The following is a 25,104-nucleotide window of genomic DNA, read 5'->3' on the forward strand; positions in this document are numbered from 1 at the left end:
CGATGGGGGGCAGGCCCGGACCGCGCGACGACGCGGCGCGATCCTTCGCGCCCTGCGCGGTCGTACCGATCTACAACCACGGACATACCATCGGCGCGACGGCCAATGCGCTCGCGGCCCATGGCGTGCCCGTGCTGATCGTGGACGATGGTTCGAACGAAGAGACGCGGATCATCCTCGACGCGCTTGTCGGCGGTCGCGACGACCTTCGCCTCATCCGCCTGCCGGAGAACGGCGGCAAAGGCGCCGCATTGACGGCGGGTTTCGTTGCCGCGCACGACGCGGGCTACAGCCATGTGCTGCAGATCGACGCCGACGGTCAGCACGACACGGCCGATGTGCCTCGTTTTCTCGCGGCGGCGGAAGCCGCACCCGAAGCCATGATCTGCGGCAAGCCGATCTACGACGATTCGGTGCCCCGCGCGCGCCTTTACGGTCGATACCTCACACACGTCTGCGTCTGGGCGGAAACGCTATCCTTCGACATTCAGGACTCGATGTGCGGCTACCGCCTGTATCCGCTTGCCGAGACGCGTGCCGAAATCGCCCGCAAGCCGCTGCCGACGCGGATGGACTTCGACACCGAGATCGCGGTGCGCCTGTACTGGCGGGGCGTGCCGGTACGCAACCTGCCAACGCGGGTAATCTACCCGGAGAACGGACTCTCGCATTTCCGCATGTGGCGCGACAACGCGCGTATCACGGCGATGCACACGCGACTCCTTCTCGGCATGCTGCCACGTGCACCGCGCCTCCTCATTCGCAAGTTCCGCCACGGATCCCCCTGATGCACCGTCTGCTTACCCTGATCGCCCTGCTCTTCGTCACCTCCGTCCATGCCCAGGCGCCATCGCTCGCCAACGAGATCCTCGGCAGCCTGGCCAAACACCCCCAGGTGCGCGCCGAATTCAGCCAGAGCCGCGAAAACCCCGCCCTTGCGGAGCCGCAGATCAGCAAGGGCGACCTGCTGTTCGTCATCGGACACGGCATGGTCTGGCACACGCGCGATCCGTTCGAGGACACCCTGGTACTCACGTCCGGCGATACGCGCCGCCTGAACGCGCAGGGCAAGCTGGAGCGGGTCCGTGACGGCAACCGTGGCGTGAGCCAGGTCTCGGGCATGCTGCAGTCGCTGCTCGCCGGTAAGTCCGAGGAAGCCGCTCGCCAGTTCACCATCACGGCCGACGGCAGCATCGACCGCTGGACCCTGACCTTCGTGCCGCGGCAGGCACGCGTGGCACGCGTCCTGGCCGGCATCACACTGAAGGGCGACGCGTTCCTCGAGTCCATCGAAGTGAACCTCGCGAGCGGCGAGCGCACCCTGATCACGTTCACGAATACGCGGGACGCCGACTCGCTGACCCCGGTCGAAGCGAAGGTCCTCGGCGTTCCATGAGGCCGTCCCCGACAACGCTGCGGGCCGGGCTCTTCACGCTCGTAGCGCTGGGCATCTGCCTGTTCTGCGCGTGGCTCCTCTTCGGTCGCGGCACCTCGCCGCTGCAGACCGACATCATGACGATCCTGCCCGCGACGGAACGCCACCCGCTGGCGGAGGACGCCGTCGAGCGACTGGCCCGCGCCAGCGGCGACCGCATGATCCTGCTGGTGTCGAACGATGACGACGACGCGGCCAAGACCGCGGCGCGCGAACTCGGTGAGGCGCTGGGCAAGGATCCGGTATTCGCTTCGGTGATCGCCGAACTGCCGCCGTTCGATCTCGATCAGCTGGTTACGCCGTTCCTCCCGTTCCGCTTCCACCTGCTCACCCCCGAAGACCGGGCCGCCCTTACCAGCCCGGGCTTCGATGCGGTCGCCGCGCTCAGGCGCCGGCTCAACGAGCCGTTCGGCGCGAACGTCGGCGCGAAACTGACCGACGATCCGTTCGGCTGGATGCAGCACTGGCTCGATCGCCAGCCGTGGAACCGCTCCACCCTCGTCCCCGAGGACGACATGCTCACGGCACACCAGGGTGACACCACCTATGTGCTTGTGATTGCCACGCTGAAGGGCTCCTCGTACGACGACGTGGTGCAGCGGAAGGCCCTGGCCACGCTGGCGACGGCGGAGTCCGCCATGCTCGCGAAGCACCCCGGCACCACGCTGCAGCGCACGGGTGCGATCTTCTACGCCGCTGCCGCCCGTGCGGGGGCCGAGCGCGACACGCACGTGGTCGGCATCGCCTCGTCGGTGGGCATCGCGGTGCTGTTGCTGCTCGTGTTCCGCTCGCTGCGTCCGCTGCTGATCGCCTTTCTTTCCACCGCGCTGGGCGTGGTCGGTGCGATCGTCGCCACCGTGCTGGTGTTCGGTCAGCTGCACCTGCTGACGCTGGTCTTCGGCGCCGCTTTGCTGGGTGAGGCCGTCGATTATTCGATCCAGTACCTGTGTGCGCGGGCCAACACCGGCGCCGCGTGGAACGCGGAGCGTGGCGTGCGCCAGGTGCGCCCTGCGCTGTTGCTCGCGCTGGCCACGTCGCTGCTGGGCTATGCCTTGCTCGGCATCGTGCCCTTCCCTGCCCTGCAACAGATGGCCGTGTTCGCCATGGCCGGTATGGCGGTGGCATGCGCCAGCGTCTTCTGGCTGCTTCCCGCGCTGGCGCAGAAACCCGCGCGTGCGCCGCTGTCGCCCGCGCTGGTCCGGCTGGCACTGGGCTGGCAGCGCGCCGCGTCCGGCCGGCGCGCCCTGGTCGTGCTCGCGGTGCTCGCTGTCGCGGCGATACCCGGCTGGCTGCGCCTCGGCCACGACGACGATATCCATCTGCTGATCTCCCCGCCGAAGACACTCGAAGCACAGACGGGCTCAATCCGTGACGTCGCCGGCTTCGGCGGCGGGACGCAGTTCTGGCTGGTCGAGGGTGCGAGCGCCGAGGGAGTACTCCAGCGCGAAGAAGCGCTGACCGATCGACTGCGGACATGGATCGCGGACGGCAAGCTCACCGGCTTCACGGGCATCACCGCCATGCTGCCGTCGGCCAAGCGGCAGGCCGAGAACATCGCGGCGCTCGCCCCGCTGTTCACACCGGCCGACCGTATGAACGCGTGGCTCGCCGCTGCCGGGTTCAGGCCCCAGGGCATGGCATCGTTCGTCACCGCGTACCCCGGACGCGCCTTCACGCTCGATGACTGGCTTGCGATGCCGGCGTACACACCCTTCCGCTACCTGTGGCTGAGCGGCTCACACGGCACCGGCAGTATCGTCGTGCCGCAAGGCCAGGACGACGTCACGCTGCTGCGCCAGGCGTCCGAGGGCCTGCCCGGCGTGTCGCTGGTCGACAAGCCGGCCAGCATTTCCGCCCTGTTCGGTCGCTACCGTGGTTATGCGGACGTGTGGCTCGGGGGCGCGCTCGCCCTCGTCGGTCTCGCTTTCCTGTGGCGCTACGGGCCACGCGCGGTCGGCCGCGTCTTGCTGCCGCCGCTGGCCGGCATCGTCTTCAGCGTCGCGGCACTGGGCTACCTGGGCCAGCCGCTGACGCTGTTCCACATCATGGCGCTGATGCTCGTCCTCGGCGTCGGCGCCAACTACGCGGTGTTCCTGCGCGAAGGCGAGCCGCATGCCGCGCACATTCCCGGCGCAGCCTATGCCGGTGTTCTGCTGTCCGCCGTGACCGCCCTGCTCTCGTTCGGTCTGCTCGCGCTCAGCACGATGCCGGCGCTGCAACATTTCGGCCTCACCCTGCTCCTCGGGATCGGCTTCACGGCGTTGATCGCGCCGGTGAGCGTCCCCGCACCGAAGAAGTCATCCGCATGAACACCGCCGCACACGCACCGGTAGCGCGCACCCTCAAACGCGTCGTCGTCACCGGTTTCGGTGGCATCACGCCGCTGGGCCACGACTGGCATGCCATCGAGGCGCGGCTTCGCGGTTTCCACAATGCCGTTCGCCGCATGGGCGAATGGGATTATTTCGACGCGCTCAACGGTCGTCTGGGTTGCCCGGTCGATGACTTCGCGATGCCCGTGCACTGGTCGCGCAAGCACGTGCGCTCGATGGGCCGCGTGGCCCAGCTGGCCGTCGCCGCCAGCGAGCGCGCACTGATCGACGCGGGACTGATCAACGATCCCTCCATCACCGACGGCCGCATGGGTGTGGCGTATGGCTCGTCGGGCGGCAGCATCGCGCCGGCCAAGACCATCGGGCGCATGCTCGAGACCGGTTCGATGCAGGGCGTCACCGCGACCAGCTACATCCAGATGATGGCGCACACCACCGCGGTCAACGTGGGCGTGTTCTTCGGCCTGCGCGGTCGCATCATCACCACCTCCAGCGCATGCACCTCCGGCAGCCAGGCCATCGGCTACGGTTACGAGGCGATCCAGCAGGGCAAGCAGACGCTGATGCTCTGTGGCGGTGCCGAGGAACTCTCCGGCCCCGGGGCGGCGGTGTTCGACACCCTGTTCGCGACGAGCACGCGCAACGATTCACCCGAACTCACGCCTCGCCCGTTCGATGCCAAGCGCGACGGCCTGGTGGTCGGTGAAGGTGCGACGACGCTGATCCTCGAAGAATACGAACACGCGATGGCTCGCGGCGCGACGATCTACGCCGAGGTGGTCGGCTTCGGCACCAATTCCGACGGCCAGCACATCACGCAGCCCACGCGCGAAACGATGGCCGCCGCCATGCGCATGGCACTGGCCGATGCGGGCCTCACGCCCGACGCGATCGGCTACGTCAGCGCGCACGGCACCGCCACCGATCGCGGCGACGTGGCCGAAACCCATGCCACCGCCGACGTGCTGGGCGGCGGCGTGCCGATCAGCTCGATGAAGAGCTATGTCGGCCACACGCTCGGCGCGTGCGGCGCGCTCGAATCCTGGTGGGCGATCGAGATGATGCGTCGCGGCTGGTTCGCGCCGACCATCAATCTCGACACCCCGGACCCCGAGTGCGCGGCGCTCGATTTCGTCACGGGCCAGGGTCGCGAGATCCGCACGGGTTACGTGATGAACAACAACTTTGCCTTCGGCGGCATCAACACCTCGCTGATCTTCAGGGCGGTCGATTGATGAGACGCGTCGTCGTCACCGGCATGGGCGCGGTGTCCTGTCTGGGACCGGACCGTCGCGCGCTGTTCGACGGGTTGCGCGCGCAGCGCGCGGGTTTCCGCGAGATGCCCGACTTCGCGACGCTGGGCATGCGCTGTCGGGTGGGCGCGCCGGCGGATATCGCCGCGCTGGAACCACCGCACCGCAAGCTGCGTCGTTATCTGCCGCAAGCGGCCGAGTACGCGTGGCATGCGGCGCGCGAAGCCCTTGCCGAAGCCGGCCTCGACGAGGACCGGCTGCGCGAACGCGATGTCGGTATCGTCATGGGCGGCTCCGCCGCGCTGAGCGAATACGAAGCCGGTCTCGACATGTTCCACGCGCGCGGCATCTCGCGTCTGTCGCCCTTCATCGTTCCGCGCAGCATGGGCAGCGCGGTCGCGGCAACCCTCACGCACGCGTTCGGGTTCGGCGGTCGTGCCTTTACCGTCAGCTCGGCGTGCACCAGCGCCACGCATGCGATCGGCCAGGCGATGGAGTTGATTCAGCTGGGCCGGCAGGACGTCGTCATCTGCGGTGGCGCGGAAGAACTGCACGACAAAGCCGCGATGTGCTTCGACGTCATGAATGCGCTGTCGACGACGAGTGCTCCGGGCGAGCGCGTGTCCGCCCCTTACGAGGCCGACCGCGACGGCATCCTGCTGGGTGGTGGCGCGGGTGTACTCGTGCTCGAATCGCTGGAGCATGCGCAGGCGCGTGGCGCCACGATCCTCGCCGAAATGGCGGGCTACGGTGCCGCCTCCGATCCTGACGGGATGATCAGCCCGGAGGCCGGTGGCATGGCCGAGGCCATGCACCAGGCCATCGACCTGGCGGGAACGATCCCCGACTACATCAACACCCATGCCTGTGCCACGATCCAGGGCGACCTCGCCGAATGGCACGCGCTGTGCCGCGTGTTCGGCGACCGCGGGTTCGCCGTGCCGTGGATGTCCTCGATCAAGGGGCTGATCGGGCACGCGCCGGCCGCGGCCGGTGCGCTCGACACGATCGCGGGCATCGCGATGATGGAGGCCGGCGTGTTGCTGGGCGGCGCTCCCGTGCGCGAACTCGACGAGGCCTTCGCCGACGCGCCCCTGATCGAAGGAGAGCGCCCCGCGCGCATCGGCAGCTTCCTGTCGAACACGTTCGGCTTCGGCGGCAGCTGTGCGGCGCTGGTCGTGCGCCGGTTCGACGGGGCTGGCGCATGATCTCCCTGCGCATCGACGACTGGCGCGCGTGGGCGCCCGGCATCGAGGACGCCGATGCGTGGGCGCACTGGGCCTCGGCCCCGCATGTGCCCGCCGATACGGGCCAGCAGCCCGCCTGCGATTTCGTGCCGCCGATGCAGCGCCGGCGACTCAGCCGCCTTGCGCGCATCGTCATGCACACCGCGTGGCCGTTATGCGCCGAGGACGAGCAGCTGCCCTTCGTCTACGCCTCGCGGCACGGCGAAACCACGCATACCTTCGCCATGCTCGAGGAGATCGGCCGCGACGCCCCCCTGTCACCGACCCGCTTCGGACTTTCCGTCCACAACGCGATCGCCGGGCAGTGGTCGATCCTGCGCGGCCAGCGCGACGAATCCGTCGCCATCGCGGGTGAGGGCGATACCTTCGAGCACGCCATGGTGGAAGCCGCGGCGCTGCTCGATGACGGTGCCCCGACGGTCATCGTCGTCGTCGCGGAGGAGCGGCCGCCGGTCGCTTACGACGGCTGGATCGACGACGTGCCGTTCTCATACGCCGTCGCGTTGCGCGTGTCCCGGGCGGGTATGCCCGGGGACGGCGCGCGCTGGCAGCTGTCCCTGCGCGGCAACATCGACGCGACCGCGCCAGTGGACGGCCAGCATGCCCTGCGCTTTATCCGTGCGCTGCACCATGGCGCTTCCCTCGACCACCCGTGGAAGACACGACGATGGACCTGGCAGCCCATAGCGTGAAACGACGCCGCGACGCCTGGGCCTGGCGCTTCATCGGCACCGCGCTCAGCTTCGCGTTGTTCGGCATCGGCGGCCTCCTGCTCCGCGGGATCGTCCTGCCCGTGGTTCTGCGCTGGCCCGGCGAAGCATCGGTGCGACGCCGTCGTGCGCGGCGTACCGTCGGCCGCGCCTTCTGGCTCCACTCGCGGTTCATGTGCCGCATGGGCGTCGTCGATTTGCACTTCGAGGGCTGCGAGCGGCTGGGGAAGCCCGGCCAGATGATCGTCGCCAACCATCCATCGCTGATCGACGTCGTGTATCTGCTCGGTCACGTGCCCGACGCCAACTGCATCGTGAAACACAGCTTGTGGAAGAATCCGTACATGCGCGGACCGGTGACGGTTGCCCAGTACATCAGCAACGACGGCAGCGCCGAGATGCTGGAAAGGGCGGCGGGCGTGTTGCGTGAGGGCCAGACGCTTATCGTCTTTCCCGAGGGCACGCGTACCACGCCCGGGCAGGATCCGGTCTTCCATCGCGGCGCGGCGGCCATCGCCGTACGTGGCGCGCGGATCGTCACGCCCGTCTACATCACCGTCGAGCCGACCACGCTGACCAAGGCGGATCGCTGGTATCACGTGCCGGACCGGCGCGTGCACGTGCGTATACGCGTCGGTGACGACCTCGATGTGCGAGCCTTCAGCGAAGACACCCCGGCGCCGATAGCCTCGCGCCGTCTCAACGAACACCTCCACAGCCTCTACGCCAGGGAACGGAAGCCATGAACGACCTGGAGCGGGATATCGCCCGCCTCATCATCGAGACACTCGCACTCGATCACCTGACGGTGGACGACATCGCAGCGGACCAGCCCCTGTTCGGGCAAGGGCTCGGCCTGGATTCCGTCGATGCGCTCGAACTCGCACTCGCCCTGCAGACCCGATATGGACTGAAGATCGCCTCGGATTCGCGCGATGCACGCCGACATTTCGAAACGGTCCACCGTCTGGCCCTCTACGTCAAAGCGAACGGCGAGTCATGCGTAAACTGAGCGACATGGTGCTGGTCATCGTCGGCATCCTCTTTCCGTTCATCGTCTATTTCGGCATGGACCACGTGTCCACACCGGTATTCGGCCTGATCCTGGGCGGCTTGTGGCTGATCCGCGCGCCTGCGCTCCTGCGTCAGCCCGGCGGCGGATGGATGCTCGGCATCACGCTGATCTATTGCACCGTCCTCGCCTTCGGAGGCGAAGAGCGCCTGCTGCGCTGGTACCCGAGCCTGATCTGCGCGCTGCTCTTCGGCGCGTTCGGCCTCAGCCTGAAGTTCGGGCCGCCGATGATCGAGCGGATCGCGCGCGTCACCGAGCCCGACCTGCCTCCGGTGGCTGTCGCGTATACACGCAAGGTCACCTCGGTGTGGGTGGGTTTTTTCTTTCTCAATGGCACCGCCTCCGCGCTGCTGGCGGGATGGGCGCCGCTGTCGTGGTGGACCTTCTACAACGGCATCCTGGCTTACTCGGTCATGGGCGTGCTTTTCCTCGGCGAGTGGATCCTGCGCCAGCGTCTGCGTCGGCGGATCAACAAGGCGCCCATGGACGCCGCCGCCTCACGGCTGCGTTCCCATCCCTGGGTTGCCGGTGCGGCGGGTGGCTACGCCGGCAAGAAGGGCCCGGGCATGGTTGTCGCGCTGAGTGCCGCGGGCCGCACCGCCCTGCTTCGCCACGGACGCACCGGCCTGCTCAACGAGCTGGGCCAACAGGCCGCCGGCGACGACGCCCTGTCGACGCCGCTGGTCTGGCGTTTCGTCGCCGACTTGCCGGGCACGCAGCACATCGACGACGCACTGCGGGCCGGGCTTCCGACGGAGCCCGTCGTGCTCGGCGAGCATCGTGACGATGAGGGCGTGGTCATCGATCTGGAGCTTCCGCTCGATCTGGCCTGCTTCGCCGAGCACTTTCCCGAGGCGCCGGTCGTGCCGGGCGTGCTGCAGGTCGGCTGGGCATTGTCTTTCGCCGCTGTTCGTCTGGGTACGCCGACGACGTGTCGTGGCATGGATGCACTGAAGTTCCAGCGCCTGCTTCGGCCGGGCGACCGGCCACAACTGCTGCTCCGCCACGATAAGGAGCGCGGTCGCCTGCAGTTCGCGTATCGCATGAACGGGGAGCCCGTCTCATCCGCGTATCTGCGCCTGGACGGCGCGCATGTCTGATTCCGCTGCCAGCGGACACTGGACCGCGCAGAAGGAACGCGGCAGTTTCCTCGGCCTCAAGCTCACCGCGATCGCGGTGCGCCTGCTGGGTCGTGGCCTCGCCACGCCGGTCATCTGGCTGGTGGTGCTTTATTTCTACGTGACGGGGCGAACCACGCGACGCAACGTGGCCGACTACCAGCGGCGCCTCGCCGCCTGGAGCGGTCGTACGGATCTCTTCCCGCGTCGACGCGCGGCCTTCGCACAGTACCGTGCTTTCGGCGACTGCATGCTCGACCGTTTCGACGTCTGGCGCGGCAAGCTCCGCCTGTCATCCGTGGACATGGACGATCCGGACGGCGTACGCAACGCGCTGATCGGCGGCGGGCGCGGCCAGATCCTCATCTGCACCCATCTGGGCAACCTCGACGTGTGCCGCGCCATGGCCGAGATCGGAGAGGGCGTGGCGCTCAACGTGCTGATGTACCTGCCCAACGCGGCGCACTTCAACCGGCTGCTCGGTGAGTCCGGCGATCGGCGACTGCGGCTGATGCATGTGGGCGACCTGGACACCGCCACCATGATGGATCTGTCGCAACGGCTGGATCGCGGTGAGTGGATCGCCATCGCCGGCGACCGCGTGCCCCCACACGGTGCCCGCACGGTCGAGGCCGATTTCCTCGGCGCGCCAGCCCGCTTCCCTCAGGGCCCGTGGCTGATGGCCGCCATGCTGCGCTGCCCGGTCAACGTGGTCTGCTGTCTCAAGCACGGCTCGCGTTATCGCATTCATCTGCGTCGCTTCGAGGATGCCGCCGCCTGGGATCGTGCCCGCCGCGCCGGCCTCATTCAGGAGGCGGTCGCGCGCTATGCCGACTGGCTGGCCGCCCGTTGCCTCGACGCTCCGCTTCAATGGTTCAATTTTCACCCGTACTGGCAAGGTACGAACGGAGCTCCCCATGCGCGCTAACGGTGTGCTCGCGACCGAGATCGAGGTCATCGTGCCCTTTTTCGACGTCGATTCGATGGAAGTGGTCTGGCACGGCCACTACGTGAAGTACCTCGAGGTGGCGCGCTGCGCCCTGCTCGACGACGTCGGCCACAATTACGTGCGCATGAAGGAAACAGGCTTCGCCTGGCCCATCATCGACCTCCAGCTGCGCTACGCGCAGGCCGCACGCTTCGGCCAGAAGCTCACCGTGCGCGCCGACCTGATCGAGTGGCAGAACCGGCTCAAGATCCACTACACGCTCAGCGACGCCATCACCGGCGCACGGCTCACACGCGCCAGCACCATCCAGGTCGCGGTCAGCGTCCCCGATGGCGAAATGCAGCTCGTCTCGCCCCGAGTCTTCACCGACGACGTCGAACGCCGGCTGGCCCGCACGTCGTCACCCTGATCGAATGGAATGCCTGTCATGAAATACGCCAGCGCCACGTACGTCGAAGAAACCCGGATCGGTTTCGTCTTCCTGCGCACCCATACCTGGCAGCACCACGTGCTGCGTGTCGCCATCAACGACCACAAGCGCCTGATCGGTGAGCCGCTGCCGCAAGGCGGCACACTGCTCGACGTCGGCTGCGGCCAGGGGCGCTCGTTCCGATATCTGCGCGACGCGTTCCGCCCGGCGCGCATGCTGGGCCTCGACGCCGACCCGCACAGCATCGAGCTGTCGAGGGCGGAGGCCCGACGCGAAGACATCGACGTCACGCTGATGGTCGCCGACTGCGCGCGCATCGATCTGCCCGACGCCAGCGTGGACGTGCTGTTCTGTCATCAGACATTTCATCACCTGGTGGAGCAGGAACGCGCCCTCGATGAATTCTGGCGCGTACTGAAGCCCGGCGGTCTGCTGCTGTTCGCGGAGTCGACCAAGGCGTACATCGATACGTGGGTGATTCGCTGGTTCTTCCGCCACCCGATGCACGTGCAGAAAACCGCCGACGAATACCTTGCGATGATCCGCGGGCGCGGCTTCCGCTTCGAGCCGCGCAACGTCTCTCTGCCGTATCTGTGGTGGAGCCGGTCGAAGGACTTCGGCCTGCTGGAGCGCTGGGGTATCAGGAATCCGCCACCGCCGGGCAAGCGCGAGGAAACGCTGGTCAACGTGGCCGCGTGGAAGCCGCTCGACGCCGTATGAAGACCTATCTCAACGCACTGGGCGTGACCTGCTCGCTGGGCGCGGGCAAGGCCGCCGTCGCGGAGGCGCTGTTTGCCGGAGACACGCGCGGGTTGCGCGATATCGATGGCTGGGCGCCCGGCCGGACGCTTCCCCTCGGCGAGGTCGTCGATCCTCTGCCGTCGATGCCGCAGGGCATGGGAGCGCGTGACACGCGCAACAATCGCCTTCTGCTGCTCGCCGCACAGGAAATCGAAACCGAACTGAGTGACGCGATCGCCCGCTATGGTGCCGACCGCGTGGGCGTCGTGATCGGCACCAGTACCACGGGAATCGAGGAGGCGACCGGCCATATCGCCACCCGCACGCAGACCGGCACGTGGCCGGACGCTTACCGTTATTCCGATCAGGAACTGGGCGCACCCGCGGCCTTTCTCGCCGAATGGCTCGGCATCGCCGGTCCCGCCTACGGCATTTCGACGGCATGTACGTCAGGCGCCCGCGCGCTGCTCAGCGCGCGACGCCTGTTGCGCCTCGGCCTGTGCGACGCCGTGATCTGCGGCGGTGCCGACACGCTGTGCCGTCTGGCGACGCACGGCTTCCATGCGCTCGAAGCCACCGACGGACAGCGTTGCGTGCCCTTCTCGCTTTCACGGCGCGGTATCAACATCGGTGAGGCCGCCGCGCTGTTTCTCATGACCCGGGACGCCGCCGAGGTCGAATTCGTCGGCGGTGGCGCTAGCTCGGATGCATACCACATGTCCTCACCGGCACCTGACGGCCGTGGCGCGGCCGAAGCGATGCGTCGCGCGCTCGCGTCGGCCGGGATCGAGGCGAGCGCCATCGATTACGTCAACCTGCACGGCACGGCGACGGAACATAACGACGCGATGGAGAGCCACGCCGTCGCGCATACCTTCGCGCGGCCGGTTCCGTGTTCCTCGACCAAAGCCCTGACTGGCCACACGCTCGGCGCGGCCGGCGCCCTGGAAGCCGCCTTCTGCTGGCTGGCGCTGACCGATGCGGGACGCCGGCTGCCACCGCACGTATGGGATGGCGGGACGGATCCCGCCCTGCCCCCGTTGCATTTCACAACGGTCGGTGACCGGTCGCCAGCGGGCACACGTCACCTGATGAGCAACTCCTTCGCGTTCGGCGGTAACAACGCGAGCCTGATCCTGGCGGACGCGACATGACGATCTGGCCTGTCGAAACCCTGCTGCCGCATGCCGGTCGCATGATTCTGCTCGACCGTGTCGTGGAATGGGATGCCGATCGTGTCGTCTGCGAACGTCTCGTCCGACGCGGCGATGCCTTTGTCGAAGCGACCGGTCTCCCCGCGTGGGCGGGCGTCGAGTTGATGGCCCAGACCATCGCCGCGTGGAACGGCTGCCAGGTGCTGACGGCGGGCGGTCAGGTCAGGCCCGGCTTTCTCCTGGGCACACGGGCCTACCGCGCGGATGTCGATACGTTCGCGACCGGGGCACTGCTGCGCATCGAAGCCGTACGCCACTTTCATGATGAGGAAGGCATGGGTGCGTTCGCCTGCCGTATCGACGCGGAAGGTCTGCATGCCGAGGCACGCCTGACCGTGTTCAGCCCGCCGGACCCGACACCCTTTCTCGACCCTCGCCACAATCGTCTCGACTCCAGAGGTACTCCACCATGACCGACACCATCTTCGTCACCGGCTCCAGCCGTGGCATCGGCCGCGCGATCGCGTTGAATCTCGCGGACGCCGGTTACGACCTCGTGGTGCATTGCCGCTCACGCCGGGAGGAAGCCGACGCCGTCGTCGCGCAGATCGTCGCCAGGGGCCGCAACGCCCGCGTCGTGCAGTTCGACATCTCGGACCGCGCGGCATCCGCCGCCGCTCTCGAGGCGGACGTCGCCGGAAACGGTGCGTATTACGGCGTGGTCTGCAACGCCGGCCTCACCCGTGACGGCGCGTTCCCCGGACTGACCTCCGACGACTGGGACCAGGTGCTGCGGACCAACCTCGATGGCTTCTACAACGTGCTGCACCCGCTGGTGATGCCGATGATCCGTCGGCGCAAGCCGGGCCGTATCGTCTGCATCACGTCGGTCTCGGGCATCATCGGCAACCGGGGACAGGTGAACTACAGCGCGTCCAAGGCCGGTGTCATCGGCGCGGCGAAGGCACTGGCCGTCGAGCTGGCCAAGCGCAAGATCACGGTGAACTGTGTGGCGCCGGGCCTGATCGACACGGACATGCTCGACCCCGAGGTGCCGGTGGAGCAGATTCTCAAGGTGATTCCCATGGAGCGTACGGGTACGCCGGAAGAAGTGGCGGCGGCGGTACGCTTTCTGGTCAGTCCGGAAGCGGGTTACATCACGCGACAGGTGCTGGCGGTGAATGGCGGGCTTTGCTGAGGAGCTCCGCGACAAAATATCGCCAGGAGGACCGGCTCGCGCCGGCGCGGTAGCGGGCTAAGCTAAGGCCATGCTCTCCTTACGTCACCTGGCAGAATCCGACCGCTTCGCCGATGTCATGCGGGTGCTCCTCGCACTGACCGGCATCGCCTTATGGTGCACGCTCGCCGGCCCGGCCGAGGCGATCGTCCCCGCGCTGCTCGGCGCCATCGCCTGCGCTCTGGCCGAGACCGATGACGCCTGGCGGGGCCGCCTGCGCGGGCTGATCGTGACCTTGCTGTGCTTCGCGCTCGCCGCGGCCGCGGTGAAGGCCTGCATCGGCACGCCACCGCTGTTCGCGATACTGCTGCCGGTGGGCACGTTTCTTCTTGTCATGCTCGGTGCCGCCAGCGGGCGATACGCCACGATCGCCACGGCCACGCTGATCCTCTCGGTCTACACCATGATCGCCACCGACAGCGCAGGCGCGGCAGCTGGCGGCTGGCATGGCACGCTGGCGATCCTCGCCGGCGCGGCATGGTACGGATCGCTCTCACTGCTGTGGAGTGCGCTCGCACCTCAGCGTGCGGTCCGCCATGCACTCGCCCGGCTGTTCGAATCGCTGGCCGCGTTGATCGAGGCGAAGGCGGCGCTGTTCGAACCCGTACGCGGCCTCGATCGCGACGCGCTGCACATCGAGTTCTCGAAGCGCAACCTGCGCACGGTGGAAGCGCTGACCGCTGCGCGCATCGCGCTGCTCGATCGCATCGGACGCCGCCAGCCACGCGGGCGTTCCGCGGCTCGTCTGGGCATGTTCTTCGTCGCCCAGGACATCCACGAGCGGATCAGCTCGTCGCACTACCCGTACGACGAACTGGCAGGCGCGCTCTACCACAGCGACCTCATGTTCCGCTTCGGACGACTTCTGCGATTGCAGGCCATCGCCTGTCGCGAGCGCGCCGATGCGATTCGCGAGGTCGCTCCGCTGCGATCCATTGCCTTGCCGCGCGCCGCACTGGACGACCTGCGCGAGGCGCTGGCGTACCGCCGCCGCAGCGACCCGCCGGACGAAGCGATCGACGACGCGTTGTCGGCCTTGCTGAGCAACATGGACCGCCTCCAAGCCGGCATCGAAGACGAAGGCAGCCTGCGCGAGGACGCCGACATTTCGTTGCAGGGCAACGAGCCCGCGTCGATCCGCGAAGCATTGGGCAGGGTGCGCCTCCGTCTGAACCGCCGCTCGATGCATTTTCGTCATGCCATGCGCCTGGCGATCGGTATGCTCGCAGGTTACGCGTTGATGCTTGGCCTGCACCCGACCCACGGCTACTGGATTCTCCTGACGACGCTGTTCGTCTGTCAGCCCAGCTATGGCGCCACGCGACGTCGCATGGTCCAGCGTATCGCCGGCACCACGGCCGGGCTGGTCGTCGGCTGGGCGCTGCTGCGTCTGTTGCCGCCGGGCGACTGGCGACTGCCGGTGCTCGTGGCGACAGGTGCCGCGTTCTTCGCCTTCCGGCTCCGCCGTTATGCGCTGGCGACCGGCGTCATCACGCTGTTCGTGCTGCTCTGCTTCGATCGCGTCGGTGCCGGGTACGACGCCATCGGTCCGCGACTGCTCGATACCTTGCTCGGCGCGGTGGTCGCCGCCGCGGTCATTCGCTTCGTGCTGCCCGACTGGCGGGTGCGCCGGCTCGACGACATCGTGGCCGATGCCTTGCTGGCCTATGGACGCTACCTGGAGCGGATCGCCGACCAGTACGCTCACGGCAAGGTGGACGACCTGCCCTATCGCATCGCCCGACGGGATGCGCACGCGGCACAGGCCGCCGTGGCCGGGAATGTCACGGAACTACTGGGCGAACCCGGCCATTCGCGCGATCTCGGTGAGCGTGCCCTTCGCCTGCTCACGGCACTTCAGGCGGGACTGTCCCACCTGTCGACCCTGGGTGCACACCGGCAATCCCTGCCGGCGGACGACGCGCTGGCGCTGCAGGCGCTGGCTCGCCACATTACCCACGGCTTCGACGCCCTGGCGGGGCACATCCGCACCGGCACGGTCGCACCGCCGCTCGGCACGCCGGCGCTCCTGGTCGGCACGTCGAAGCGGGTCATGTTGGGCGCCGAAACGGTACGCCTGGTCGATCGCCAGTGCCTGCTGCTGATCCGAGTGCACGACCGTATCGCGGCCATTCCGAAGGCCTGATTGCTGCGTCGCGCCGTGGCTTGACGGCGTGCGCACGCTACGATGGGCAGGTTTCCCCATCCCTTTTCCGGAGTTGCACCATGCGCCCGTTCTCCCTCGGCGACGACCTCGACCTCCTGCGTGAAAGCGTCCGCGCGTTCGCCGACAAGGAAATCGCACCGCGCGCGGATCGCATCGATCGCGAAAACGTGTTTCCGGAAGACCTCTGGCGCAAGTTCGGCGAGATGGGCCTGCTCGGTATCACCATTCCCGAGGAATACGGCGGCTCCGGCCTGGGCTTTCTTGCGCACATGATCGCGATGGAGGAGATCTCGCGCGCGTCGGCCTCGGTCGGTCTGTCCTACGGTGCGCACTCCAATCTCTGCGTGCAGAACATCTACCACAACGGCAACGACGAACAGCGTCGCAAGTACCTTCCGAAACTCGCGACCGGCGAGTGGGTCGGCGCGCTGGCGATGAGCGAGCCGGGCGCCGGTTCGGACGTCGTCGGATCGATGAGCTGCAAGGCCGAACTGATCGACGGCAAGTGGGTGGCCAACGGCACCAAGATGTGGATCACCAACGGTCCCGACGCCGACGTGTTGCTGGTCTACATGCGCACCGCCCCGCGCCCCGCGGGCAGCCGCTGCATGACCGCATTCATCGTCGAGAAGGGCATGAAGGGTTTCTCGACGGCGCAGAAACTCGACAAGCTGGGCATGCGCGGCTCCAACACCTGCGAACTGGTGTTCGACAACTGCGAGATTCCCGCCGAAAACATCGTCGGCGAAGTGAACGAAGGCGTGCGCGTGCTGATGGGCGGGCTGGACACCGAACGCCTGGTGCTGTCCGGCGGTCCCATCGGCATCATGCAGGCGGCGGTGGATCTCGTGCTTCCGTATGTCCGCGAGCGAAAGCAGTTCAACGCGCCGATCGGTACGTTCGGCATGATGCAAGGCAAGGTCGCGGACATGTACACCGCGCTGCAGTCGTCACGCGGGTTCGCTTACATGGTGGCCCAGCAGTTCGACAACGGGGTGAAGTCGCGCATCGACCCCGCCGCCTGCCTGCTCAACGCCTCGACCAACGCGGTGAAGGTCGCCCTGGAAGCGATCCAGTCACTGGGCGGAAACGGCTACATCAACGAATTCCCGGCGGGCCGGTTGCTGCGCGACGCCAAGCTCTACGAGATCGGCGCCGGCACCAACGAGATCCGTCGCATGCTGATCGGCCGTGAACTGTTCCACGGCAAGTCGTAATCCGCCGGCCTACCAGTTCATCCGGAAACTCGCGTTCGCCGAACGCGAGTGATCGCGGTCCGCGAAACGCTGGTCGACGTTGAAGCCCAGCTGGGTACTGGCCGTCATGTCCCAGCCGAGCGACACGCCTGCCGTGCCGGCCCGGCGCGACAGGCCGATGCCGTCGACCGGCGCCCACTGCGAAAAGCCCGTGTAGCGTGCCGCGAAGACCTCGCCCTTCGTCGCGAACGCATTCTGCCAACCCAGCTTCGCATCCAGATGTAGCGCACCGCGCGTGGTGAGCCACGAACCGCCCGCGCGAAGCCCGAACCCCGCCTGCCAGCGCGAGGTGGTGTGGCCATCGGCGGTCAGTCCAAAGCCGTCGCCACCGGTTTCCGAGAAACCATCGCGGCGGATGCTCGCGTACTCGACGTTGGCGAACGGCGTGAGCGTGAACGCGCCCGCATGGCTGCGGAAGCCGACCTCGCCGTAAGCGGACTGGTAGCTGCCGTTCTGGTCGCTGCCCGCGAACGCGGCCTGGTCGCCGAAACGCAGCAGGCGGCGCATGTCGCCACGGAAACTGCCGAAGCCGAACTGCCCCACCCCGTACCAGTTGGCGCCACGCGAGCCGGCATAGAACATGCCGGCGGTGGAACGGCTGCGCTGGCGATCGAAGCTGCCGTCGAGCTGGCCGTGGCTCGACATCTGCGCGACGGCGACGCCGGCGAAGCCGTTGAGGCCGAGACGGATGTCGTTGCCGACCAGGCCACCGTTGAGGTTGAAACCGACGTTGCCGAACCCGCCGCGGCTCATGCCCCCGCGTGAATCGAGGGACTGCGTCCACGCACCAGAGCCTTGCTGGTCCAGGTGTGAGATCAGCGCGTCGTTGCTGGCATCGATACCGGCGAGCGTCACGGCGGTGCCAGCGGCATACAGCTGGCCGGAGAGAGACTCCAGCGAGGCCCTCGCCACCGCGTCCGTGCGCGACTGCTGGATCTGGCCGGCGGCGACGAGCGTCGTCACGGGCGGCGCGGATGCCGCCGCCACCGGGCCCGCCAGCGAGCCCTCGATCTGCTGGAAGGCTCCGTCAAGGCGCGTCGCCGAGGTCGTCGCCGCGGCCGAGCGCGCCATCACCGCATTCGAGTTCGCCACGGCGGTCACGCTCAGGCTGGTCGTGTCGAGCCAGATTTCCTTAGGTGCGTACTGGACCGTCGATGACAGGAAGACGCCTTGCGCGAACGTCGTGCTGGTGAACGTGCCGGTCACCGAATCAGCGGTGACCAGTGACTGGTGACTGGTCACCGTGTAGCCGGGCACGGCGCCGGCGACATACAGATCGCCGCCAAAAATCCGTACGGCGCCGGCGACGTTCACGGGAGCGCCGAGGAGCAGCGAAAGACGCGATGGCCCGTAAAGCCCGAGATCCGCCTTTATCTGGGTGGGATGCGCCGTCAGTTCGAGCGTGCCGTTGACGTCCACGCTGTCGCGGAAGCCGTTGGTCTGGCCCTGTCCGAGATCGCCGTGCACGATGAGCTTCGCTCCCACGTCCTGCACGGTGATTCGCGCCGCGGGAAGGTCTTTCATGACCTCTACGGTCGTCGTGTCCTGCGCATTCAGCGCGTAAAACGTATTCGTGCCCGTGATGGTCAGCTTGCCGCTACCGTAGACGTTGAGGCCGTCGCCGGAAATGTCGTTCGAAAACGTTACGTTGGCCGAGCCGATGTCCGCGCGGAAGGAATGATCGAGCCTCGCCGGGCCAAGCATCGCCTTGCCGAGGTTGAGGCGGCCGTGCCCATAAATGGCGTCGACACCGGGATCGCCCAGATCGTCGGCCGTGCTGAACATGAGGTCGGCCAGCGCTTCGTTGTCGAAATGCGGAAAGGTCTGCAGGAGGACGGCCGCCGCGCCGGCGACCTGGGGGCGGCGAGCGACGTACCGGTCCACACCTGGTAGGCCGGCCTGGCGGCGGTCGACGACGCGGCCAGTGTCAGCACCTCACCCGGCGCCGCGATGCAGAACGCCTTCGCGTCTCCGCAACGGTTCGAATACGAGGCGATCTGGCTCGTGTCGTGGCTGTTCAGAGCGACAACGGCGATCCAGCCGCCCGCCACGGAAGGCGCGCGAAGCGGCAGCGCCGCGATATCGGACGGATTCGCCGCGCCATCGTTTCCGGCCGCGAATACGTAGACCGTTCCGCTGGAGGAAAGCGCAGCGTGTTTATACGCATCGGCAAAGCTGGCCGTGGTGGCCGCATCGGACGCGTCCCAGTACAAGCCGCCCCACGAGTTGTTGGAGATACGCGCTCCCGCCTGGAACACGGCTTCGTTGACCGTGCCGAGCGGATCCGCCGAAGTCACCTTGTTGCCCTTGCCCGAACCGTCGTCCTTCGGCGTCGTATCGCTGACGATACGCGCGGAGACGATCGTCGCATCGGGAGCGATGCCCCCGGCGAACTGGCCGAACGGCTTGCCCGCGGCGATTTCGGCCACGGCGGTGCCGTGTCCGACAACATCGTCGACCTTGAGGTTGTTGGTGCCCGGATCGACGTAAGTGAACTTGTTGGTCACCCGGCCGGAAAGCGCCGGGCTCGCCGCCGTGACGCCGCTGTCGACGATGCCGATGGCGACGCCCGAACCGGTCAGGCCCGCGGCATGCGCGGCGTTCGCACCTGTCGCGGTCAGCTGGATATCCACCGGTGGCTGGTCGACCGGAGGGCTTGGCGTCTGCGGCGTCTGGGGCGCCACCACCTGTGGAATGTTGCGGCTCGGCGCACTGCTGCCGCCGCCACCGCAGGCGGTCAGACCCAGGCTCACGCACACGGCCAGCGCAAGCTCGCGCTGACGCAGCAGATTCGTCGTATTCACGTTATACCCCTGATTTCAGACGTCAATGTCCCACGCCGACTCTGGCGGACATGTGGAACGGATGGTGCCACACGACTTTGCGAAAAATCTCATCCAGTCGGCAAAATATTGAACCCGTCCGTGAAAACTGCCGCCGGCACGGCATCGCGGGGCCGCCCAGGGGCGTGTCGCAGCGCAGATTGCCCCTCCCCTGCTGCCACTGCGATACTCGACCGGTTTCCGTCCTCCCCAGGGCGGCCATACGATGTCCCACGGAGTCCCCATGTCTGAGATCGTCATCGCGGGTGCCAAGCGCACCGCCATCGGTTCTTTCCTCGGTCAGTTCACCGGCGTCCCCTCGCCCACGCTCGGCTCGGTCGCCATCAAGGCGGCGCTCGAACAGTCCGGCATCGCGCCGGCCGATGTCAGTGAAGTGATCATGGGCTGCGTGCTGCCCGCGAATCTCGGCCAGGCGCCCGCGCGCCAGGCGTCTCTCCAGGCCGGCCTGCCGACCTCGGCGGGCTGCACCACCATCAACAAGGTGTGCGGTTCCGGCATGAAGGCCATGATGCTGGCCCACGACCTGATCAAGGCCGGGTCGGCTTCCATCGTCGTCGCGGGTGGCATGGAGTCCATGACCAACGCGCCGCACATGGTCAACGCGCGCACAGGCATCCGCTATGGCGACGGTCAGCTGGTCGACCACATGGCGTGGGACGGGCTGACCAACCCGTACGACGGTCAGTCGATGGGCGTGTTCGGCGAACGGTGCGCGGACAAGTACCACTTCACCCGCGAAGAGCAGGACGCCTTCGCGATCGCTTCGGTCGAACGCGCGCAGGCGGCGCAGAAGGCCGACGCGTTCGCTGGCGAGATCGTTCCGGTCACCGTGCAGGGTCGCAAGGGCCCGCAGGACTTCGCCGAGGACGAACAGCCGGGCCGCTCCGATACCGCTAAAATCCCGACCCTGCGCGCCGCCTTCCGCAAGGAAAACGGCACGATCACCGCCGCCAGCTCCTCCAGCATCTCCGACGGCGCCGCCGCGCTCGTGCTGCTTTCCGCCGATGAGGCAAAGGCGCGTGGCGTCACCGCGCTGGCTCGTATCGTCGCCCACGCCACGCATTCGCAGGAGCCGGAGTGGTTCACCACGGCGCCGGTCGGCGCCATTTCGAAGGTGCTCGCGAAGGCGGGCTGGTCCGTCGGCGACGTCGATCTGTTTGAAATCAACGAGGCGTTCGCCGTGGTGCCGATGGCGGTCATGCGCGAGCTGGACGTGCCGCACGACAAGGTCAACGTCCACGGCGGCGCATGCGCACTGGGCCACCCGATCGGCGCAAGCGGCGCCCGCATCGTGGTCACCCTTCTCAATGCGTTGACGGCCCGTGGCGCAAAAAGGGGTGTCGCCGCGCTGTGTATCGGTGGCGGCGAGGCAACGGCAATCGCCATCGAACTGGTGTGAAACCGGGGTCGAAGGGATAAAGCTCGCACCGAAACGTGATCACGCCAAATACATGGGCTTTAATGCCCACTGAAGCGGCACGATGAGGTTTATAGCTATGTCACGACAACTAGGCTATTAATACGCCCGCCTCACGGCATTCCACGGCTAAGGAGAAACACAATGAATTTTACGCGTACCCTTCTCGCCTCTGCGCTCGTCGCGCTTCTGGCAGCTTGCAGCAACGGCGCGCAGGATTCCGCGCAGGACGCCCAGAAGTCGGCTTCCGACGCCCAGCAGCAGGCTGACAAGGCCCAGCAGGCCGCCGACCAGTCGGCCAATGCCGCCACGTCGCAGGCTGCCGACCAGGCTCAGCAGTCCGCTGACCAGGCCAAGGACGCTGCCGCTCAGGCTTCGCAGGCCGCTTCGGCCTCGACCGCCGGTGGCGCTTCCGAGGCTGCCAAGGACGCCGCTTCCAACGCTGCTGATCAGGCCGACAAGTCGGCTGACCAGGCGAAGGACGCTGCTTCCAACGCTGACAGCGCTAAGGACGACAGCACCAAGAAGTAAGCCTCACGGCTTACGGACGAAAGAGGGTCGCCTTCGGGCGGCCCTTTTTTCTTGGCGCGTTGCAGCGTTTTCCTTCGGGTCCGCCCCGTTATGATGTTCGTTTAGTCCTCGCGCGAATGTCCCCATGCCCATTCTCGATTCGCAGCTCGATACCCGTTCTTCCGAGTTCCAGGCGGCAAGCCTCCGCCTGCGCGCACTCACCGACGACCTGCGCGACACGCTGAAGCGGACGGCGGAAGGCGGCGGCGCGAAGGCGCGCGAAAAACACGTGGCGCGCGGCAAACTGCTGCCCCGGGAGCGCATCCGCGCCCTGCTCGACCCCGGCTCTCCGTTTCTCGAAATCGCTCCGCTCGCGGCGCACGGCATGTACGACGATGCCGCACCGGCGGCGGGCGTCATCGCAGGTATCGGCCGGGTCATGGGACAGGAAGTCGTCGTACTGGCCAACGACGCTACGGTCAAAGGCGGCACCTATTTCCCGATGACGGTGAAAAAACACCTGCGTGCCCAGGAAATCGCGATGGAGAATCGCCTTCCATGCATTTACCTGGTCGATTCCGGCGGCGCGTTCCTGCCGCTGCAGGACGAAGTCTTTCCCGACCGCGAGCACTTCGGCCGCATCTTCTACAACCAGGCGCGCATGAGCGCGCAGGGTATCCCGCAGATCGCCGTCGTCATGGGCTCATGCACCGCGGGTGGCGCCTATGTGCCCGCGATGAGCGACGAGACCATCATCGTTCGCGAGCAGGGCACCATCTTCCTCGGCGGCCCGCCGCTGGTCAAAGCCGCCACCGGTGAAGTGGTCGACGCCGAGGCGCTGGGCGGCGCGGACGTACACACTGCGGTGTCCGGCGTCGCGGATCACTTCGCGGAGAACGACGCGCACGCCCTGGCTATCGCCCGCGACATCGTCGGATCGCTGAACCGGGTCAAGAAGCAGCCGCTGGCCGTGCGCGCGCCTGTCGAACCGCGCTTCGCCGCGGACGAACTGTATGGGGTCATTCCGGAGGACACGCGGCGCCCGTTCGATATCCATGAAGTTATCGCACGCATCGTGGACGATTCCGAATTCCACGAATTCAAGGCACGCTACGGCAAGACGCTCGTCACGGGCTTCGCACATATCCACGGTTATCCGGTGGGCATCGTCGCCAACAACGGCATTCTGTTCGGCGAGTCCGCGCAGAAGGGTGCGCACTTCATCGAACTGTGCAACCAACGCAACATACCTCTCGTGTTCCTGCAGAACATCACCGGATTCATGGTGGGCCGCAAGTACGAGAACGCAGGTATCGCCAAAGACGGCGCGAAGATGGTGACCGCGGTGGCCTGCTCGCACGTGCCCAAGTTCACCGTGGTCATCGGCGGCAGCTTCGGCGCGGGCAATTACGCGATGTGCGGTCGCGCGTACGGCGCGCGTTTCCTCTGGATGTGGCCGAACGCGCGCATCAGCGTGATGGGTGGCGAACAGGCGGCGTCCGTGCTCGCCACCGTGCGCCGCGATGGCATCGAGGCCGGCGGTGGCTCGTGGAGCGCCGACGACGAAGAGGCGTTCAAGGCGCCCGTGCGTGACCAGTACGAACGTCAGGGTCACCCGTATTACGCCAGCGCGCGGCTCTGGGACGACGGCATCATCGATCCGGCCGACACCCGTCGGGTACTGGGCCTGGCCATCTCCGCCTCGCTCAATGCGCCGATCGAACAGGGCCGGTTCGGCGTGTTCCGCATGTAATGGGTTAACCGTTACACGTAAGGCGCTAACCGAAAAGGCATTCCTGTTCACGATTCCGGGTTTACGGGTGGCCCGTTACGCTTTACGCTTCCCGGTCCATGCCCGCCTTCGACGACCGCTCCCCTCCCGAGATATTCACGCCATCCGGCCTGAACCGGCTGGTGCGCGATCTGCTGGAAGACGCCCTGCCCATGGGCGTCTGGATCGAAGGCGAGCTGTCGAATGTCGCGCGCCCCGCGTCGGGCCATGTCTATTTCACGCTGAAAGACGCGGGCGCTCAGGTGCGCTGCGCCATGTTCCGCACGGCCGCATCGCGGCTCCGCTTTCGTCCCACGGACGGCATGCACGTGCTGATGCGGGCCAAGGTCGGGCTGTATGAGGCGCGCGGCGAGTTCCAGCTGGTGGCCGACCACATGGAGCCGGCAGGCGAAGGCGCCCTGCAGCGTGAGTTCGAGCAGCTGAAGGCGCGTCTCGGCGCCGAAGGTCTGTTCGACGCGGAGCGCAAGCGCGCGCTGCCTGCCTATCCGAAGCGTATCGGCGTCATCACCTCGCCCTCGGGCGCGGCGGTCCGCGACGTCCTCAGCGTACTCGGCCGTCGCTTCGGCCTCGCCGACGTGGACGTGTTGCCCGTGCCCGTGCAGGGCCGTGAAGCACCGCCCGCCATTGCCGCCATGCTGCGGCGGGCGTCGGCCAGCGGACGCTACGATGTGCTGCTGGTGACCCGTGGCGGCGGTTCGCTGGAGGATCTCTGGGCCTTCAATGACGAAGCCGTGGCTCGCGCCATCCATGCCAGTGCCGTTCCGGTCGTTTCGGCCGTCGGCCACGAGGTGGACTTCACCATCGCGGACTTCGTCGCCGATCTGCGCGCCGCCACGCCATCGGCTGCCGCCGAGCTCCTGGTACCGGACGCCGGCGACCTCGAACGTCGGCTCGATCGCCTGCGCCAGCGCATGGCCACGTTGATCGCTCGTCGCCTTCAGGCGGCCGCCCAGCGTGCGGATCACTGGCAGGCACGCCTCAATGCGCAACGTCCGCAGGCGCGCCTCGCGCGGGATGGCCAGCGGCTCGAGGCACTTCGTCGCCGCCTCGTCACGGCGACCGCCCAGTCGAACGCGCTTCGCCGTGCCCGCCTCGACCGCCTGCAGGCGCGCCTGGCCGCCCAGCATCCGCGGCTTCGCCTCGCCCCCTCGCAGCGCCGCATCGCGGATCTGCGCCTGCGCCTGAGGACATCGATGGCACGTCGCATCGAACGCGATCGCGCACGCGTCACCGAGCAGGCGCGCACGCTGCACGCGGTCAGTCCTCTGGCGACGCTCGAACGTGGCTACGCGATCGTCTTCGACGAGCGCGACGCGGTGGTGCGCCGCGCGGGAGACGTCGCCGTCGGCGACCGTCTGCGCGTGATGCTCGGCGATGGCGAGCTCAAAGTCCGTCGCGAGGACTGATTCGCCCGGCGACCCCGGCTATGCTCAGCTGATC

The 25,104-nt window shown here is 67.4% G+C and carries 22 protein-coding genes and 1 pseudogene; 21 read left to right on the plus strand and 2 right to left on the minus strand.

The features are described 5' to 3' along the window. Positions 1–2 precede the first annotated feature (2 nt). The 17 genes from FA85_RS04205 (at position 3) to FA85_RS04285 (ending at position 17,063) form a co-directional block, all read left to right on the plus strand. On the plus strand, positions 3–788 hold the full coding sequence (locus tag FA85_RS04205) for a glycosyltransferase family 2 protein (protein WP_051943407.1): 786 nt from the start codon (positions 3–5) through the stop codon (positions 786–788). Next, positions 788–1,396 carry a LolA family protein gene (locus FA85_RS04210; protein ID WP_036111596.1) on the plus strand — a complete coding sequence of 203 codons (609 nt, stop codon included), beginning with the start codon at positions 788–790 and terminating at the stop codon, positions 1,394–1,396. Before FA85_RS04205 ends, FA85_RS04210 begins: the two co-directional genes overlap by 1 nt. Beyond that, positions 1,393–3,744, plus strand: coding sequence for an MMPL family transporter (locus tag FA85_RS04215; protein WP_036111594.1), 2,352 nt, complete (start codon positions 1,393–1,395; stop codon positions 3,742–3,744). Before FA85_RS04210 ends, FA85_RS04215 begins: the two co-directional genes overlap by 4 nt. Then, complete coding sequence (locus FA85_RS04220) at positions 3,741–5,003, plus strand: beta-ketoacyl-ACP synthase (protein WP_051943406.1); 1,263 nt, start codon at positions 3,741–3,743, stop codon at positions 5,001–5,003. Before FA85_RS04215 ends, FA85_RS04220 begins: the two co-directional genes overlap by 4 nt. Beyond that, positions 5,003–6,229 (plus strand): beta-ketoacyl-[acyl-carrier-protein] synthase family protein, encoded by a 1,227-nt coding sequence (locus FA85_RS04225; RefSeq protein ID WP_036111592.1) that lies wholly within the window; start codon positions 5,003–5,005, stop codon positions 6,227–6,229. Before FA85_RS04220 ends, FA85_RS04225 begins: the two co-directional genes overlap by 1 nt. Continuing rightward, positions 6,226–6,960 (plus strand): beta-ketoacyl synthase chain length factor, encoded by a 735-nt coding sequence (locus FA85_RS04230; protein ID WP_036111589.1) that lies wholly within the window; start codon positions 6,226–6,228, stop codon positions 6,958–6,960. The genes FA85_RS04225 and FA85_RS04230 overlap by 4 nt, the downstream gene beginning before the upstream one ends. Further along, positions 6,957–7,724 carry a lysophospholipid acyltransferase family protein gene (locus FA85_RS04235; RefSeq protein ID WP_343122852.1) on the plus strand — a complete coding sequence of 256 codons (768 nt, stop codon included), beginning with the start codon at positions 6,957–6,959 and terminating at the stop codon, positions 7,722–7,724. Before FA85_RS04230 ends, FA85_RS04235 begins: the two co-directional genes overlap by 4 nt. Continuing rightward, positions 7,721–7,990: a phosphopantetheine-binding protein gene (locus FA85_RS04240; RefSeq protein ID WP_036111583.1), complete on the plus strand. Its 270-nt coding sequence runs from the start codon at positions 7,721–7,723 to the stop codon at positions 7,988–7,990. The genes FA85_RS04235 and FA85_RS04240 overlap by 4 nt, the downstream gene beginning before the upstream one ends. Further along, positions 7,978–9,150, plus strand: coding sequence for an ApeI family dehydratase (locus tag FA85_RS22330; protein WP_239739768.1), 1,173 nt, complete (start codon positions 7,978–7,980; stop codon positions 9,148–9,150). Before FA85_RS04240 ends, FA85_RS22330 begins: the two co-directional genes overlap by 13 nt. After that, positions 9,143–10,096 carry a lysophospholipid acyltransferase family protein gene (locus FA85_RS04250; protein ID WP_036111579.1) on the plus strand — a complete coding sequence of 318 codons (954 nt, stop codon included), beginning with the start codon at positions 9,143–9,145 and terminating at the stop codon, positions 10,094–10,096. Before FA85_RS22330 ends, FA85_RS04250 begins: the two co-directional genes overlap by 8 nt. Then, complete coding sequence (locus FA85_RS04255; protein ID WP_036111577.1) at positions 10,086–10,526, plus strand: acyl-CoA thioesterase; 441 nt, start codon at positions 10,086–10,088, stop codon at positions 10,524–10,526. Before FA85_RS04250 ends, FA85_RS04255 begins: the two co-directional genes overlap by 11 nt. An 18-nt stretch (positions 10,527–10,544) precedes the next feature. Continuing rightward, the gene (locus FA85_RS04260; RefSeq protein ID WP_036111575.1) at positions 10,545–11,267 is read left to right on the plus strand and encodes a class I SAM-dependent methyltransferase; all 723 of its coding nucleotides are present in this window, start codon (positions 10,545–10,547) and stop codon (positions 11,265–11,267) included. After that, positions 11,264–12,442: a beta-ketoacyl-ACP synthase gene (locus FA85_RS04265; RefSeq protein ID WP_036111570.1), complete on the plus strand. Its 1,179-nt coding sequence runs from the start codon at positions 11,264–11,266 to the stop codon at positions 12,440–12,442. Before FA85_RS04260 ends, FA85_RS04265 begins: the two co-directional genes overlap by 4 nt. Continuing rightward, the gene (locus FA85_RS04270) at positions 12,439–12,915 is read left to right on the plus strand and encodes a hotdog family protein (RefSeq protein ID WP_036111567.1); all 477 of its coding nucleotides are present in this window, start codon (positions 12,439–12,441) and stop codon (positions 12,913–12,915) included. Before FA85_RS04265 ends, FA85_RS04270 begins: the two co-directional genes overlap by 4 nt. Next, positions 12,912–13,640: a 3-oxoacyl-ACP reductase FabG gene (gene fabG, locus FA85_RS04275; protein WP_036111564.1), complete on the plus strand. Its 729-nt coding sequence runs from the start codon at positions 12,912–12,914 to the stop codon at positions 13,638–13,640. Before FA85_RS04270 ends, fabG begins: the two co-directional genes overlap by 4 nt. A 70-nt stretch (positions 13,641–13,710) precedes the next feature. Continuing rightward, on the plus strand, positions 13,711–15,825 hold the full coding sequence (gene yccS / locus FA85_RS04280; RefSeq protein ID WP_051943404.1) for a YccS family putative transporter: 2,115 nt from the start codon (positions 13,711–13,713) through the stop codon (positions 15,823–15,825). An 80-nt stretch (positions 15,826–15,905) separates the two neighbouring features. Further along, positions 15,906–17,063: an isovaleryl-CoA dehydrogenase gene (locus FA85_RS04285; protein WP_036111563.1), complete on the plus strand. Its 1,158-nt coding sequence runs from the start codon at positions 15,906–15,908 to the stop codon at positions 17,061–17,063. A gap of 9 nt (positions 17,064–17,072) precedes the next feature. On the opposite strand, the gene FA85_RS22655 is transcribed toward FA85_RS04285, so the two are convergent. Together FA85_RS22655 and FA85_RS22340 are read right to left on the minus strand one after the other, a co-directional pair. Next, positions 17,073–18,887: an autotransporter family protein gene (locus FA85_RS22655; RefSeq protein WP_051974344.1), complete on the minus strand. Its 1,815-nt coding sequence runs from the start codon at positions 18,885–18,887 to the stop codon at positions 17,073–17,075. After that, positions 18,888–19,906, minus strand: a pseudogene (locus FA85_RS22340) (S8 family peptidase); the annotation flags it as partial. A gap of 262 nt (positions 19,907–20,168) precedes the next feature. On the opposite strand from FA85_RS22340, the gene FA85_RS04295 reads away from it, so the two are divergent. The 4 genes from FA85_RS04295 (at position 20,169) to xseA (ending at position 25,070) form a co-directional block, all read left to right on the plus strand. Then, on the plus strand, positions 20,169–21,344 hold the full coding sequence (locus FA85_RS04295; RefSeq protein ID WP_036111556.1) for a thiolase family protein: 1,176 nt from the start codon (positions 20,169–20,171) through the stop codon (positions 21,342–21,344). A gap of 162 nt (positions 21,345–21,506) precedes the next feature. After that, positions 21,507–21,893, plus strand: a complete 387-nt coding sequence (locus FA85_RS04300) for a hypothetical protein (RefSeq protein ID WP_036111552.1) — start codon at positions 21,507–21,509, stop codon at positions 21,891–21,893. A 124-nt stretch (positions 21,894–22,017) separates the two neighbouring features. Beyond that, positions 22,018–23,625 (plus strand): carboxyl transferase domain-containing protein, encoded by a 1,608-nt coding sequence (locus FA85_RS04305; protein WP_036111550.1) that lies wholly within the window; start codon positions 22,018–22,020, stop codon positions 23,623–23,625. A gap of 98 nt (positions 23,626–23,723) precedes the next feature. Beyond that, positions 23,724–25,070 (plus strand): exodeoxyribonuclease VII large subunit, encoded by a 1,347-nt coding sequence (gene xseA / locus FA85_RS04310; RefSeq protein WP_036111547.1) that lies wholly within the window; start codon positions 23,724–23,726, stop codon positions 25,068–25,070. Positions 25,071–25,104: the final 34 nt, after the last annotated feature.

Source organism: Luteibacter mycovicinus, assembly GCF_000745235.1.
Lineage (GTDB): Bacteria > Pseudomonadota > Gammaproteobacteria > Xanthomonadales > Rhodanobacteraceae > Luteibacter > Luteibacter mycovicinus.

Excerpts from the sequence above, each read along its gene's own strand:
- FA85_RS04205 (WP_051943407.1), top strand. The coding sequence starts at position 3 with ATGGGGGGCAGGCCCGGACCGCGCGACGACGCGGCGCGATCCTTCGCG.
- FA85_RS04210 (WP_036111596.1), top strand. The coding sequence starts at position 788 with ATGCACCGTCTGCTTACCCTGATCGCCCTGCTCTTCGTCACCTCCGTC.
- FA85_RS04215 (WP_036111594.1), top strand. The coding sequence starts at position 1,393 with ATGAGGCCGTCCCCGACAACGCTGCGGGCCGGGCTCTTCACGCTCGTA.
- FA85_RS04220 (WP_051943406.1), top strand. The coding sequence starts at position 3,741 with ATGAACACCGCCGCACACGCACCGGTAGCGCGCACCCTCAAACGCGTC.
- FA85_RS04225 (WP_036111592.1), top strand. The coding sequence starts at position 5,003 with ATGAGACGCGTCGTCGTCACCGGCATGGGCGCGGTGTCCTGTCTGGGA.
- FA85_RS04230 (WP_036111589.1), top strand. The coding sequence starts at position 6,226 with ATGATCTCCCTGCGCATCGACGACTGGCGCGCGTGGGCGCCCGGCATC.
- FA85_RS04240 (WP_036111583.1), top strand. The coding sequence starts at position 7,721 with ATGAACGACCTGGAGCGGGATATCGCCCGCCTCATCATCGAGACACTC.
- FA85_RS22330 (WP_239739768.1), top strand. The coding sequence starts at position 7,978 with ATGCGTAAACTGAGCGACATGGTGCTGGTCATCGTCGGCATCCTCTTT.
- FA85_RS04250 (WP_036111579.1), top strand. The coding sequence starts at position 9,143 with ATGTCTGATTCCGCTGCCAGCGGACACTGGACCGCGCAGAAGGAACGC.
- FA85_RS04255 (WP_036111577.1), top strand. The coding sequence starts at position 10,086 with ATGCGCGCTAACGGTGTGCTCGCGACCGAGATCGAGGTCATCGTGCCC.
- FA85_RS04260 (WP_036111575.1), top strand. The coding sequence starts at position 10,545 with ATGAAATACGCCAGCGCCACGTACGTCGAAGAAACCCGGATCGGTTTC.
- FA85_RS04265 (WP_036111570.1), top strand. The coding sequence starts at position 11,264 with ATGAAGACCTATCTCAACGCACTGGGCGTGACCTGCTCGCTGGGCGCG.
- FA85_RS04270 (WP_036111567.1), top strand. The coding sequence starts at position 12,439 with ATGACGATCTGGCCTGTCGAAACCCTGCTGCCGCATGCCGGTCGCATG.
- fabG (WP_036111564.1), top strand. The coding sequence starts at position 12,912 with ATGACCGACACCATCTTCGTCACCGGCTCCAGCCGTGGCATCGGCCGC.
- yccS (WP_051943404.1), top strand. The coding sequence starts at position 13,711 with ATGCTCTCCTTACGTCACCTGGCAGAATCCGACCGCTTCGCCGATGTC.
- FA85_RS04285 (WP_036111563.1), top strand. The coding sequence starts at position 15,906 with ATGCGCCCGTTCTCCCTCGGCGACGACCTCGACCTCCTGCGTGAAAGC.
- FA85_RS22655 (WP_051974344.1), bottom strand. The coding sequence starts at position 18,887 with ATGTTCAGCACGGCCGACGATCTGGGCGATCCCGGTGTCGACGCCATT.
- FA85_RS04295 (WP_036111556.1), top strand. The coding sequence starts at position 20,169 with ATGTCTGAGATCGTCATCGCGGGTGCCAAGCGCACCGCCATCGGTTCT.
- FA85_RS04300 (WP_036111552.1), top strand. The coding sequence starts at position 21,507 with ATGAATTTTACGCGTACCCTTCTCGCCTCTGCGCTCGTCGCGCTTCTG.
- FA85_RS04305 (WP_036111550.1), top strand. The coding sequence starts at position 22,018 with ATGCCCATTCTCGATTCGCAGCTCGATACCCGTTCTTCCGAGTTCCAG.
- xseA (WP_036111547.1), top strand. The coding sequence starts at position 23,724 with ATGCCCGCCTTCGACGACCGCTCCCCTCCCGAGATATTCACGCCATCC.